13 protein-coding genes, 3 pseudogenes and 1 riboswitch are annotated in these 12794 nt (G+C 37.8%); of the genes and pseudogenes, 12 read left to right on the top strand and 4 right to left on the bottom strand.

The window, feature by feature from the left end:
- A pseudogene (locus tag V7659_RS13560) lies at positions 1-250 on the top strand (hypothetical protein); the annotation flags it as partial.
- 96 nt (positions 251-346) lie between these two features.
- On the opposite strand, the gene V7659_RS13555 reads toward V7659_RS13560, so the two are convergent.
- Positions 347-952, bottom strand: coding sequence for a hypothetical protein (locus V7659_RS13555; protein WP_335540435.1), 606 nt, complete (start codon positions 950-952; stop codon positions 347-349).
- Positions 953-1146: 194 nt separating this feature from the next.
- Here V7659_RS13555 and V7659_RS13550 point away from each other — a divergent pair, with 194 nt between their 5' ends.
- The 3 genes and pseudogenes from V7659_RS13550 (at position 1147) to V7659_RS13540 (ending at position 3983) form a co-directional block, all read left to right on the top strand.
- Complete coding sequence (locus tag V7659_RS13550) at positions 1147-2151, top strand: ROK family transcriptional regulator (RefSeq protein WP_335540437.1); 1005 nt, start codon at positions 1147-1149, stop codon at positions 2149-2151.
- Positions 2152-2173: 22 nt separating this feature from the next.
- On the top strand, positions 2174-3406 hold the full coding sequence (locus tag V7659_RS13545; RefSeq protein WP_335540434.1) for an MFS transporter: 1233 nt from the start codon (positions 2174-2176) through the stop codon (positions 3404-3406).
- Positions 3407-3478: 72 nt separating this feature from the next.
- A pseudogene (locus V7659_RS13540) lies at positions 3479-3983 on the top strand (HAD hydrolase family protein).
- A gap of 407 nt (positions 3984-4390) precedes the next feature.
- On the opposite strand, the gene V7659_RS13535 reads toward V7659_RS13540, so the two are convergent.
- The 3 genes from V7659_RS13535 to V7659_RS13525 form a co-directional block, all read right to left on the bottom strand.
- Positions 4391-5179 (bottom strand): PH domain-containing protein, encoded by a 789-nt coding sequence (locus tag V7659_RS13535; protein ID WP_335540433.1) that lies wholly within the window; start codon positions 5177-5179, stop codon positions 4391-4393.
- 174 nt (positions 5180-5353) lie between these two features.
- Positions 5354-5854, bottom strand: a complete 501-nt coding sequence (locus tag V7659_RS13530; protein WP_335540432.1) for a PH domain-containing protein — start codon at positions 5852-5854, stop codon at positions 5354-5356.
- Positions 5851-6366 carry a PH domain-containing protein gene (locus V7659_RS13525; RefSeq protein WP_335540431.1) on the bottom strand — a complete coding sequence of 172 codons (516 nt, stop codon included), beginning with the start codon at positions 6364-6366 and terminating at the stop codon, positions 5851-5853. The genes V7659_RS13530 and V7659_RS13525 overlap by 4 nt, the downstream gene beginning before the upstream one ends.
- A gap of 203 nt (positions 6367-6569) precedes the next feature.
- On the opposite strand from V7659_RS13525, the gene V7659_RS13520 reads away from it, so the two are divergent.
- The 8 genes and pseudogenes from V7659_RS13520 to V7659_RS13490 all read left to right on the top strand — a co-directional run.
- Positions 6570-7619: a threonine aldolase family protein gene (locus tag V7659_RS13520; RefSeq protein ID WP_335540430.1), complete on the top strand. Its 1050-nt coding sequence runs from the start codon at positions 6570-6572 to the stop codon at positions 7617-7619.
- Positions 7620-7724: 105 nt separating this feature from the next.
- A riboswitch (ZMP/ZTP riboswitch) is annotated at positions 7725-7804 on the top strand.
- 148 nt (positions 7805-7952) lie between these two features.
- Positions 7953-9152, top strand: a complete 1200-nt coding sequence (locus V7659_RS13515) for a phosphoglycerate dehydrogenase (protein ID WP_335540429.1) — start codon at positions 7953-7955, stop codon at positions 9150-9152.
- A 180-nt stretch (positions 9153-9332) separates the two neighbouring features.
- Positions 9333-9611 carry a hypothetical protein gene (locus V7659_RS13510; protein WP_335540428.1) on the top strand — a complete coding sequence of 93 codons (279 nt, stop codon included), beginning with the start codon at positions 9333-9335 and terminating at the stop codon, positions 9609-9611.
- On the top strand, positions 9611-9859 hold the full coding sequence (locus tag V7659_RS32120; protein ID WP_420491729.1) for a Ger(x)C family spore germination C-terminal domain-containing protein: 249 nt from the start codon (positions 9611-9613) through the stop codon (positions 9857-9859). Before V7659_RS13510 ends, V7659_RS32120 begins: the two co-directional genes overlap by 1 nt.
- Before the next feature lie 53 nt (positions 9860-9912).
- Positions 9913-10515, top strand: a complete 603-nt coding sequence (locus V7659_RS13505; protein ID WP_335540427.1) for a DedA family protein — start codon at positions 9913-9915, stop codon at positions 10513-10515.
- A 319-nt stretch (positions 10516-10834) separates the two neighbouring features.
- The gene (locus V7659_RS13500; protein ID WP_335540426.1) at positions 10835-11893 is read left to right on the top strand and encodes an LLM class flavin-dependent oxidoreductase; all 1059 of its coding nucleotides are present in this window, start codon (positions 10835-10837) and stop codon (positions 11891-11893) included.
- Between the two features lie 160 nt (positions 11894-12053).
- Positions 12054-12614 (top strand): NADPH-dependent FMN reductase, encoded by a 561-nt coding sequence (gene ssuE / locus V7659_RS13495; RefSeq protein ID WP_335540425.1) that lies wholly within the window; start codon positions 12054-12056, stop codon positions 12612-12614.
- 54 nt (positions 12615-12668) lie between these two features.
- Positions 12669-12794: pseudogene (locus tag V7659_RS13490) on the top strand (alkane 1-monooxygenase); the annotation flags it as partial.

Here is a 12794-nt window from a genome sequence, read left to right as displayed (position 1 = left end):
ATTTTATTTAGGAATTTTATACTCCAAGTCAAAGGAATACAACTTGGCATCTGACTCTTACCATAATGGGCTTGAAATGGTGATTAATGAGAATTTTTATTACAGTAGTAATTTTTATAAAGCAATTGAATCCTTTTTAAAAAATAATGACACAGAAAGAGCAAAATTCTGGCTAAATAATCTATTAGAACGACAAAGCTATGACAAAAATTTCAAGAAATTAAATAAATTAAAAAACAAAGTAGAATAAGTTTATTAAATGTAAAAACAGCCCATCTCGATTAAGTTGGGCTGTTTTGTGTTTCGAGTTGTGTAGAAAATTATTCCTCTTACACTTTACTTTATCTTAAAATTCATCGACTCTTCCTTCAAGAATATGCTTTCGATACTGAACGGCTGTTAGTAATTTATAACCTCTAAGCTTAGGAATCATGCTATCGAGCAGCCCAACCGCCTCGTCCTTTTTGCCGTCATCAACGGCTTGATCGACTTCCAGCATGTTTAAAAAAAAGGTATCCGTTATTTTTGCTTTATTTTGTTTGAATGCTTCCAAATCGCTCTCTTTAATGGCGATATCTGACAAAGCGTACCACTTTGTCTTATGTCCACCCATTTCTCTAAGAAGTTCCTTTGCTTTTCCGTATTGTTTTTTCTCCATTAAAAGCATCAATTCAGAGTTTCGTTTTGATTTTTTGGAACGGATTTTCCCCATAACTTGTTCAGCCGCCGACAGGTCCCCGTTAAGAAAATGGAAAAGGAATTGCATATACGGAGCTTTGGATTTTTTTAGATATGCCATGATTTTTTCGGCATCTTTCCCAAATATAAGCGGGTTTCTATATAGAATAAGAATAAGAACGCCAACCAATACACCATACATAATCCAGATGGGAACCTGAAAAAATCCCATCATAAAAGCAAACAGAACGATAAGCAGTAAAAACCAAATCATTGAATCCTCCATCAATAGGTTTAATTACCTTATTGTACCATAAGACTTTCTTGTTTTCGGTAACTTTATATGATATATTATCACCATTACTTATTAAAGATGTTTAATAAGTTTTTTGTTCAAGACTTATTAAATAAGTTAAATAAGTGCATTTAATTAGGTGGTGATTATTTGTGGATGCAACTCCAAAATCGATGAAAATGATAATCCTTCGTGGTATTCGGAAATCTCTTTTAGAACATGGAAGTGCAACAAAAGTTGAACTTAGCGATAAATTAGGAATTAGTTTTCCTACAATAAGTAAATTCTTAACCCAGATGGAAAAGGAAGGGGAACTTATCTCAGTCGGTCTTGATGATTCGAGTGGTGGAAGAAGGGCAAAAAGATATACATACAATCCGGAGTATATGTTAGGGCTGGCAATCTTTTTGGAGAGGTCAGAGACAAATTATATTGTTTTTAACTGTTTAGGGGAAGTCAAGGATGCAGGTAAAACCTCAAGTGTATTAGTTGATGTTGATTTAACATTATTAACCGAGTGTGTTGAAGAAATAATTGAAAAATATCCGAAAATTAGTTCGATAGCTATTGGTGTACCTGGTTCCGTTGATAATGGGAGGATTTTTTATATACCTGAGTATGAACATCTTCAAAACTTTGATTTGAAGGGATACCTGGAAACACGTTTCTCTATCCCCGTTGTCATAGAGAACGATATGAACGCTGCAGTGCTTGGGTATCACGATAGTAGGGGTATCATGGAAAATAAATCGCTTATCTATTTATATTCAGGTCATAATGGTCCTGGAGCTGGAATTATGGTGAATGGAGTTGTGGTACGAGGCAGTACTAATTTTTCAGGTGAGATTTCATTCGTTCCGCAGTATGATGACCGAAATTTTCGGCAGGCTTTGGAAAATGGAAATGAGACTAAAAAAGCGTTTATGTGTGAGGAATATGAGATCGATGCCATTAGTAGGTTGATAGCTTCATTTGTAGCAATCATAAACCCACATGCATTTATTTTTTGCGATGATGAAGTTAATCAATTGTTCATAGAACAGATTGTAAAACGAAGCTCTAAGTATATTCCAGCAGAACATCTGCCAGAACTTAAAATCAGTGATTGGAAAAAAGATTATCTATTGGGATTACAAAGTCTTGGTCTAGAAATCATGGTCAATGGAATAAACAACTAGGAGATATTTAAGGAGGGGTAGAATGGCAACATTCTTTTTAGTAATTATCTACATGGCTTTTATCAGCTTAGGTTTACCAGATTCATTGTTGGGCGTGTCATGGTCACTGATGCAAACGGAATTTGGGGCACCGCTTGAAGCGGCCGGAATGCTTTTTATGACTATCGCTGGAGGAACGATCATTTCCAGTTTTGCTAGCGGAGTTGTGCTAAAACGTTTCGGAACTGGCATGGTCACATTTTTCAGTTGTTTAATGACTGCTGGCGCACTGTTTGGGTTTTATTTTGCTCCTTCGCTTGTTTGGCTATTTATTTGTGCCATTCCACTCGGATTAGGTGCAGGGGCAGTTGATTCGGGTTTAAACAATTATGTAGCCTCTCATTACAAAGCACACCACATGAGTTGGCTTCATTGTTTTTGGGGAGTTGGTGCTACGCTCGGTCCAGTCATTATGGCGCAGTTTATTTCAGGGCAACATTCTTGGAGAAACGGGTATCTTACCATCGCTGGTCTGCAATTTGTTTTAGTTATCATTCTATTCTTCACATTGCCTTTATGGAAGAAAGTTGGAGGAAACAGCAATGTAAACACCACTAATGAGCCTGAAAACATAGATAGTGTATTGTCTGGGGCAGATTTTGCAAATCAAAAAACAATGCAAATAAGGGGAGTGAAGTTAGCTCTGATCTCTTTCTTGTTTTATTGTGGCGCAGAATCAACGATGGGACTATGGGGAAGTAGTTTCCTAGTAAATGTGAAAGATTTATCTGTAGATGCAGCAGCAAAATGGGTCTCATTGTATTACGCCGGTATAACATTCGGAAGATTTATAACAGGATTTATTACCTTAAAGATTGGTAACCGGACTCTGATTCGCATGGGGCAAGGAATTGCATTAGTTGGTGCTGCACTTCTATTCCTGCCATTACCGTCCACTTTCTCGCTTATCGGTTTTATTATGATTGGATTAGGATTGGCACCGATCTTTCCATGTATGTTGCATGAAACGCCCACACGATTTGGGCAGGCACATTCCCAGACAATCATGGGGTATCAAATGGCTGTAGCGTATACAGGCAGTACGTTCCTGCCGCCTCTTCTTGGTTTCATTGCAGCACACTCAACCATTGGAATCTTTCCATTTGTCATTGCAGGTTTCATTGCACTCATGCTCTTAGGTTCTGAAAAATTAAATGCCATATTGAATAGGAACGAATTAAAAAGTGTAAAGAATAACAACTCCACAGTCATTTAATTGAAGGGTATAGGAATAACTGAAAATATTAAACAAATCGAAGAATAGAATACAAGTTTAAGAGGAAACAATATGATTAAGTTAGTGTTAACTGATATGGACGGAACGTTTTTGAATAATAGAGGTGATTTTAATAGGGAACTGTACCAGGTTGTAAAAAAGATCATGAAAGAAAAAGGCGGCGCAAGTAAGACAAGTCTCTGATTTTAATGAAATAACAGAAGACTTTGTTAAAATCACTATTCACGACCCTTTGTTAAGGTGCATGGAAACCAGAGAAAAACTAAATCCGTTTTTTGAGTCTGCTTATATTGTTGCTTCTGAAGCAGCTTGGATTGACATTGCAAACGCTAATGTTCATATGGGAACTACTGTTGAACACTTGCAGCGCTTATTGAATGTTACTCCTGAAGAAACAATGGCATTCGGAGACGGTTTCAATGATTTAGAACGCATGACTCGTGCTAGCTTTAGCTTTGCAGTACAAGAATTAAAAGATGCTGCAAATTTTATTACCCGTTCAAATGAAGAAGATGCGGTTATGAAAACAATTATTCAAATGTTAACTTTGCAATAAATAGGAAATTCGGTATTGATAACGTGTTAGGAGGAACCGGTATGACAATAAAGCTTATAGCTGTAGATATGGTTGGGTGTGTTAGAAATAATTGATCAATATTTTGAAAACAATGGTTCATTCAAAGATTAGAAAACAAACAGGGTTAAGGGTTATCATTAAGCGAATGAAGACCAAAACTCTCGAATAAAGAAGTAGGAAAGGTCATGATCAAGCCGATGAAGACAAAAACTCTCGAGAAAAAAAGAAGAAAAGGTCATCATCAACCTGATGATGACCATAACTCGACCGAGAGCAACAAGAAAAGGTCGTCATCAAGGATTTGACGTAACAAAAAAGCGAAACTCGCGAATAATAAAACAGCGAGTTTCGCTTTTTTATAGCCATAAGCTATGCTAATCTAACTGTCATCTCATCTTCTCCAACCTAACTCTATAAGTTGGATTTTTTTGGTACCAGGTAAAAAAAGTTCCTGCTTCTTCCTTCGAAACTCCATATATTTTAGTATCATGTGTTGGTTTAGCCTTATTCGTGAAAAGCAGGGTTGCTACACCAAAGCGACGCTGTATCCATGTATGTTTCACCGTAATCTGTTGAATACGTTCACGATGGGTGACAAAGGTTTCATTTGTTAAGCCGCCTTTTCTGATTTGGACTGTATTTCCTTCACGCAGATAACTTGTAAACCAGTAGTCTAGGATCCGAAGCAAAACGGAAACGACAAAGACAATTGCAGCAATCCATAGCCAACCTGGTTGAAAAATCCACAATCCAATCACCGACAGAATGGTTAAATAATAGGGGTGGAGGAGCTTAAGCCAGAGAACTTTCAGCGGGAAACGCTTCATATGTTCTTCAATCCGGTAATCAGGCAGGATTAAGTGTAAAACTCGATAGGCTTCCTGCTTAGGCATAAAAGGATATAAAGAGCTGGTTTCCTGATTTTCTTCTTCGAAGCCACCTGCACTGATAAGTTTGATCGAAGCAAGTCCGAGCATCCGCTTAAGGATGGTTTGTTCAACGATAATTGCTTGTACTCTATGTTTTGGGATGGAAAAACTGATAAAATTACCGACCCCTTTTTCTATATAAATTCGCTCATGATCATCACTAATGACATAATTTCCATATCTCCAGGTGGTTTTGATAAAGCCAATCACCACTGATAAGCCAAGAGCTGCAATGAAGAGAACCATCAACATCCACCAATGAATCAGCAAGTAATCAAGAGCACTTTCAGCGGTCTCTTCAATTTGAAAGTATTCTGCGAGATTGGTATATATTGCACCTAATAATGGAAAAATTGCCAGGAAACTGAGAGAAGTAAAAGACGCTTTTATAATATCTTTTTTGGTTGAGCGGAAGTGAATCTAACGTTCAACGGATGGAACGACTATTCCTTCCTCTCTTGCCTCAATAGAATCTTGTTTTTGCTGTAAAAGAGATAGAATTCGTTCTTTTTCTTCTTTAGTAATGACAGGAAACTCCACTGAGGCATTTTCGCCACTTGTCCCAGTATCTAAAGTGAGTGAAGTAAGACCAAACCATTGATGCACAAAAGTGGTGCTCGAAGTTTGGTTATGTACTCGGTCTAAAGCAAAAGTCCGTTGTGTTTTAACAAAAACACCTTCATAGAGAACAATGGAGTCTCTACCAATCTCATAGCGATGAAAGTACCATCTTAAGAGGATCGAAATCAATCCCCATAATGTAGCTAGTAAAAAGAGATAACGGCCCCAGATCACCCAGTTGGCTGTGGAAGACCCCTTAAGTACAAATAAAAAGAGAAAGAACCAAATCGAATTTTTGATTAATTTGACCAACTCGACAACGATGATGGCAGGGTGATGCCTTTTAGCTGCTTGGATCATGCTCTTTCTCCTTCTATAACATCTGAATCTTGGATTTTTGCATAAACTGCAATTTCTGCTTTTAGTTTTTTTGCTTCTTCTGATGCAATGGCTGGAATGACATGACTGGAAGTAGTGGTACCAATTTCTATTTTGTACAGTTGATAATGCCGCATGATCGGTCCTTGTTCCGTGCGGACGTATTCGACTTTTTCCATCGGGATTAACGTGTGTTGAATTTTCCATTTCCCATGTTTCAATTGAACAAATTGGGGATCAATTTTATATCGCCAGGTTCGTTGTAAATAGACAGGTTCAATCACGATGGAGAAAATAGCAGATAAAACCCCGATTCCCCCAAGTATATAAAGAACAATCCCAATCCATCCATACCAGTTCAATTTATCCGTGCAAACAATCAAAACAGCAATAATAAGAAAGGCAATCACGTGCCCAACTGAATTGGATATTCTCCACATTTTCACCGCATCAGCCGAAATGGTTTCTGTCGGTTCCTCTATTTGTATGTACATCGGTTCAATGTCTCAATGGTGAGCAGGTTACGCTATATTTCACCTCAATTATCGTATACGTTTCTTTCTATCAAAGAGTTTCATCAAATACAGGATAGCTTAATAAAAATTGACGCCAATTTTCCTATTGTTTTAGCTTAATTCATATTATGATACGATGGAAAGGAAAAGAAATATTCAATCATTAAAACGGGGGCACGATCATGTATAGCTTTAAGAATGATTACAGCGAAGGCGCACATCCTAGAATTTTGAATGCTTTAATAGAATCCAACCTGGTCCAGAATGATGGATATGGGGAAGATCAATTTTCTCGACAAGCGGTTGAACTCCTAGAGGAACGAATGGGAGGGGCGGACGTAGATGTTCATCTCTTATCTGGCGGCACACAAACAAATTTAATCGCGATTTCTGCGTTCTTACGACCACACGAAGCGGCCATGGCGGCTAGTACGGGTCACATCCTGGGACATGAAACAGGGGCCATTGAAGCAACTGGCCATAAAATCCTCTCAATAGAAGCGGAAAACGGGAAATTAACTCCATTACATGTACAAGCAGTACTCGATAGCCATCCTGATGAACATATGGTCAAGCCGAAGTTAGTATACATATCTAATTCCACTGAAATAGGCTCCATTTATAGTCGAAATGAACTGGAGCAGTTAAGTGATTTTTGCAAAAAGAACCATCTCTTTTTGTATATGGATGGGGCACGACTAGGATCGGCTCTCTGTTCGGAGGAAAATGACCTGCAGTTAAGCGACCTTCCTAGACTTGTAGATGCATTCTATATCGGGGGAACAAAGAATGGGGCACTTCTTGGTGAGGCTTTAGTTATCTGCCGCGATGCATTGAAGGAAGATTTTCGTTACCATATGAAGCAAAAAGGAGCGCTGCTAGCAAAAGGGAGACTTTTGGGCATTCAATTTCTTGAACTGTTCCGGGACGATTTGTTCTTTGAATTGGCCACGCATGCGAATCAGATGGCAGCAAAGCTTAGAGAAGGAATCTGCAAAGCGAATATTCCGTTTCTAACCCATTCTCCATCGAATCAAATCTTTCCCATTTTACCTAACGCGCTGATTGCAGAATTAGAGAAAAACTATGCGTTTCATATTTGGGAAAAGGTAGATGGGGAACACTCGGCTATACGTCTTGTGACATCCTGGGCAACAAAAGAAGAAGAGGTAGCGGCCTTCCTTGAAGATTTTATGGCGTTATTTATCCAAAGGATTATTAAGGAATCTTAAAACACAAGTTGTAAGTCAATAAATTTTTTTAAAAAAAATTAAATTTTAAAAAGTGTAAAATGCTTGAATATTCTTAGAAAATTTGTTATTTTTAGAGAAATAAAAAAGACGATGTGTAACTGGCGAAACACGGATTACCGTGAGGGAGCACATATAAGTCGTAGCCGTTCGCCTGGGCAGAGGTAAGGAAACAAATCCTTGCCTCTTTCTGTATATTAAGGGGGGATAGAACCGGCTAGAAAGACTGTTAAATTTCTTCATTGTAATAGAAACAAATTCTTATAGAAAAAGAGAGCTTGAAAACTATAACAGAAAAGTAGAGGAGAAAACAAAATGAGCACAACAATCCTAGACAAAAAGCAAACAATTAAAACGTTAAATAATATTGCGGAAAGCGGGCTAAAGGTATTTAATAAAGATAACTTCACGATCGATAATGATAGTGAAAATCCTGATGCCATTGTAGTTCGTAGTTTTAATATGCATTCTCTTGAATTAGGCAAAGATTTAAAGGCCATTGCACGTGCCGGAGCGGGTGTCAATAATATTCCGGTCGCTAAATGTACGGAGCAAGGGATTGTTGTGTTTAATACTCCTGGTGCAAATGCCAACGCTGTAAAAGAAATGGTTCTTACCACATTAATGGCTTCATCCCGTAACCTTTTTGACGGTATTGCTTGGACTAAGAATTTAGCAGGCGAAGGGGAACAAGTTCCGAAACTTGTCGAAGCAGGTAAGAAACAATTCGTAGGTAAAGAAATTAAAGGAAAAACACTGGGTGTCATCGGTTTAGGTGCAATCGGTGCGCTTGTAGCAAATGATGCTCTTGATTTAGACATGGATGTCATTGGCTTTGACCCGTTCATCTCAGTTGATACGGCTTGGAATTTGTCCCGCAATGTTCAGCGTGCGATGACAATTGAACAGCTGTTTGCAAATTGTGATTATATAACAGTTCATGTGCCTTTAACCGATGATACAAGAGAAATGTTTAACGAAGCAACGTTTAGTATTATGAAGCCTGGCGTTCATATCTTAAATTTCTCACGTGGAGAGCTTGTGAATGAAACGGATATGGCTGCGGCTCTTGAAAGCGGTCAGGTAGGTAAGTATATTACAGATTTCCCGAATGAAAATGTCTTGAAAATGAAAAATGCGATTCCGATTCCGCATCTTGGTGCTTCTACTCAAGAATCTGAGGAAAACTGTGCGATTATGGCAGCCCGCCAGGTAAAGGACTTTCTACAAACAGGAAATATCAAAAACTCAGTGAATTTTCCGAACGCATCCCTTGATTATACAGGAAAGCGTCGTGTGGCTGTATTCCACAAAAACGTGCCAAACATGGTAGGACAACTAACACTTGCAATATCAAGTTACCAGTTAAACATCGCTGACATGATTAATAGAAGCCGAGGAGAATATGCCTATACGATGATCGACATTGACAATAAAGTTAATGGCGAGGTCATTCCTGGATTGCAAGAAAAAATTAATCAAATCGAAGGTATTGTAACAGCACGAATCATCTAAACATCGATTCTGCGTTTTTAAAAAATGGAATAAGAGGGAAACTCGAGTCATGTCCAACTACTCATGAATAGTAGAGGGCATGACTTTTTTTATATAGTCGTAAACAGAAAGTGTTGATTAAACTTGAAAACATATATTTGTCATTCATGGTGATAATAATACCTAAAATGGGAAAAATCGGTGAACTTAATGCAAAACTTAACGAAAATCCTCCTTCCAAGACAATTATTATTGCTTTTGATCCTTTCTACGGGCTTACTTAACCATGTCATTCTTATCCTAAACTTGCTTACAGCGGCTGGAAGAGATAGCTGGTTAAGTGTGATTGTGGCATATCCAATTTCTAGCGGGTTTTTACAACCGCTTGTGGTGTTATTTGGTATATTTATTGCCATTTCAAACACGACTCTAAAGGACCCGAGTTTTTTATTTCCTGTGATGTTCCCGAACCGAAATTAGTGACATTAATTGAAGAAGATATAAAAAGAAAGTTTACTTCAATATATAAAAATGGAGTGAAAAATCAAACAGATCTACTGAATGTAGGTGAAAAGTGGTATAGAAAACACCCGAAACAATATAGCGAATTACAAAAATCTAAAGTCTTTTATTTAGATAACCACTCCTTGACGGATCTAAAGGTTAAGGTGCAAATTTTTCATTTTAACAGCTATAAATATGAACAGGATTTCAATGTTGGGTTCTAATTCAGCAAAAACAACGTTGAGGGTTAGAAATTACCAAATAGGATGATGAAAATATGCAGAATCATATTGTTTACCTTCTAGAACATTATGGGTACTTCGGAATCATATTTGCCTTAATTGGCGGTATTGTAGGACTTCCTCTACCAGATGAGGTTCTTCTTACCTATATTGGTTACAATGTGTTTCAGGGGAAATTATCCTATATAATTTCAATAGTAAGTGCTTTTATTGGAGCATCTGCAGGGATTTCACTTAGCTACTATATTGGTTATAGATTTGGGTTGCCCTTAATTGAAAAGTTTGGTCCGAAAATTCACATTACCGTACAAAAAATGAATAGAACCATGAAATTATTCCGGAAATATGGACCTTTTCTTTTATTGTTTGGATATTTTATTCCTGGGGTACGGCATCTTACCGCTTATATTGGAGCCGTCAATCGCTTTCCCTTTAAAAAATTTGCAGTTTACGCCTATACTGGTGCATTCATATGGAGTTTTACTTTTATCACACTAGGAAGAATATTAGGCGAGAATTGGCACACTGTTGAACGATATATGTCAACATACAGTATTTATTTAATCACCTTCTTGGCCCTATCATTAATCATATATTTTTTTGGGAAGAGAAGAAATCGACTAAGCAAGAGGGTTTAGCATAAGGAGTGTATTTATGAACAAAGCATTCATAAAGGCTTCCAGCGCCAAAACATTAAAAATATCTAAAAATTCAAAGTAATGGATTGACAACAACCCTATTTAAGTTTTATAGTGAATTCAACAGTTTTTTTTAAAACCGAGTAAACCAGTAGGTGAAATAAGAATATACTTATTTTTTCCTACTAGTTTAAAAGCCGATTGGACTACCAAAGGCTCCTGTTCCTTACAGGAGTCTTTTTTATTCTTGTTTTTGGATAAGAGAATGTTGATCCATCTAAAAATGAAGTGACTATAGGGGTTTGGAGGTCTAAATGAAGTGAAAATTGCATTATTTACCCTTATGATGAATGAACCAAATGCGATAACTGGGGTAGCATTTTCAGCTCAGCAGAAATTTCAAAATGTAATAAATCAAGCAGTGTTAGCCGAGAAATTAGGCTTTGATGCATTTGGTGTAGGGGAGCGTCATGGACCACCATTCCTTTCCTCATCACCGGCACTTGTTTTGACGGCAATTGCTGGAAAAACTTCACGCCTAAGATTATTGACGACCGTACTTGTTCTAAGTGTTCTAGATCCGATACGAGTGGCAGAGGACTTTGCGACTTTAGACCACCTTTCAGGAGGGAGGTTAGAGTTGATTATCGGGAAAGGCAACGACCCTCGACATTATCCCCTCGTCGGAATTACGGAGGAGGAACAATGGGATTCGCTTGCTGAACGATACGAATTACTAAAGAGATTATGGAATGAGGAGAATGTAAGCTGGGAGGGGCGCTACCGAACATCTATAACCAATGTCACGACACAACCAAGACCTTATCAAAAAAGCATTCCAATTTGGCATGGGAGTGCTTCAAGTACTCGTTCGACTGAATTGGCCGCAAAATATGGCGATCCGATTTTCTCATCCAATACTTTTCACACTCAAGCCAAGTATAAAGCATTAATTGATCATTACCGTGATCGGCTTGCTTACTATGGTCACGATCCAAATAAAGCAATTGTTGGATCGGGAGCTAGTAATCTATATATTGCCAACAATGCCGAGGAGGCAATCAACCGCTTCCGACCTTATTACAATGCTTTTCATGGTACAGAAGCAGCGAAGCATAATAACTCTCCTTTTAAAGATCTGGAGGACAATATTGCCAATGGTCCAGTCTTAGTTGGAAGTGCAGAACAAGTCATAGAGAAAATCTTAAACTACCATCATGCCTATGGAAATCAGGTACTTAGCATAAGTGTTGATGGCTTAACGGAATCAGAGCAACAGGAACAATTGCATCGGTTTGCAACCGATGTGGCACCGGTGCTGCGACGAGAAATATCCAGCACAATTTGGGAACAAACCAATGAAGTAGTTGGTACCTAAAAGGATCGCGAATGGCTATATATTAGTGATATTGAATCGACAAATGTAAATAAGAAAGCGCCGATTGGTCTACCAGAGGCTCCTGTTAAAAAAACAGGAGTCTTTACTTTTTTAGAAACTTTTTAGATTGTTAACAATCCACATAGGAAAGGGAGTAACAATGATGAGTAAAGTAACGATTATTTCTGGAAGTCCTTCAGAACATACGAGATTAAATGGGGCTTTGGATTATGTTGTTGGGTTTTTCAAAGGAGTAAGTCATTCACCTGAAATCATCCAAATCCGTAATCTTCCAGCCAATGATTTAATTCATGCGAAGTTTGACAGTAAAGAAATAATAGAGGCCAATAAAAAAATTGAGGATTCTTCCATTATTTTGATCTTAACGCCTGTTTATAAAGCATCGTTTACCGGGGTGTTAAAAACTTACTTGGATCTTCTTCCGCAAAATAGTTTGAAAAATAAAACGGTGTTACCGATTGTCATTGGAGGATCGAATGGACATCTCCTTATGATTGATTATGCACTAAAACCAGTACTAGCCGCACTAGGAGCAACCCACATCTTAAAAGGGACCTATATCGTAGATAACCAAGTTACAAAGCTAGCAAATAATCGTTATGAACTTGATGTAGAAGTTAAAACACGATTAGACGCCGAATTGAATATTTTGAAGCCTTTTCTGTTAGCTGAAAAAGGGGTTATCAACACGTCTATTTAACAACATTAGCAACTTAGATTTATAGCTAACTAATTTTACTAGGGAGGGATTCATATGGGTTTGAAACTGAGTATTCTAGATCAAAGTGTCATTGCTGAAAATGAAACGGCCTTCGATGCTTTTAACCATACAATTGACTTAGCGCAAAAGGCAGAAGAGTTGGGGTATCACCGCTTCTGG

It is taken from the genome of Neobacillus drentensis (assembly GCF_036966985.1).
In the GTDB taxonomy this organism is placed as follows: Bacteria; Bacillota; Bacilli; order Bacillales; family Cytobacillaceae; genus Neobacillus; species Neobacillus drentensis_E.
The sequence above is the reverse complement of the archived record's forward strand: the minus strand, read 5'-3'. Positions and strand labels throughout refer to the sequence as shown.

Coding starts and splice junctions, on each gene's coding strand:
- V7659_RS13555 (WP_335540435.1), bottom strand. CDS start 952: ATGATTTGGTTTTTACTGCTTATCGTTCTGTTTGCTTTTATGATGGGA.
- V7659_RS13550 (WP_335540437.1), top strand. CDS start 1,147: ATGAAAATGATAATCCTTCGTGGTATTCGGAAATCTCTTTTAGAACAT.
- V7659_RS13545 (WP_335540434.1), top strand. CDS start 2,174: ATGGCAACATTCTTTTTAGTAATTATCTACATGGCTTTTATCAGCTTA.
- V7659_RS13535 (WP_335540433.1), bottom strand. CDS start 5,179: ATGGTTCTCTTCATTGCAGCTCTTGGCTTATCAGTGGTGATTGGCTTT.
- V7659_RS13530 (WP_335540432.1), bottom strand. CDS start 5,854: ATGATCCAAGCAGCTAAAAGGCATCACCCTGCCATCATCGTTGTCGAG.
- V7659_RS13525 (WP_335540431.1), bottom strand. CDS start 6,366: ATGTACATACAAATAGAGGAACCGACAGAAACCATTTCGGCTGATGCG.
- V7659_RS13520 (WP_335540430.1), top strand. CDS start 6,570: ATGTATAGCTTTAAGAATGATTACAGCGAAGGCGCACATCCTAGAATT.
- V7659_RS13515 (WP_335540429.1), top strand. CDS start 7,953: ATGAGCACAACAATCCTAGACAAAAAGCAAACAATTAAAACGTTAAAT.
- V7659_RS13505 (WP_335540427.1), top strand. CDS start 9,913: ATGCAGAATCATATTGTTTACCTTCTAGAACATTATGGGTACTTCGGA.
- ssuE (WP_335540425.1), top strand. CDS start 12,054: ATGATGAGTAAAGTAACGATTATTTCTGGAAGTCCTTCAGAACATACG.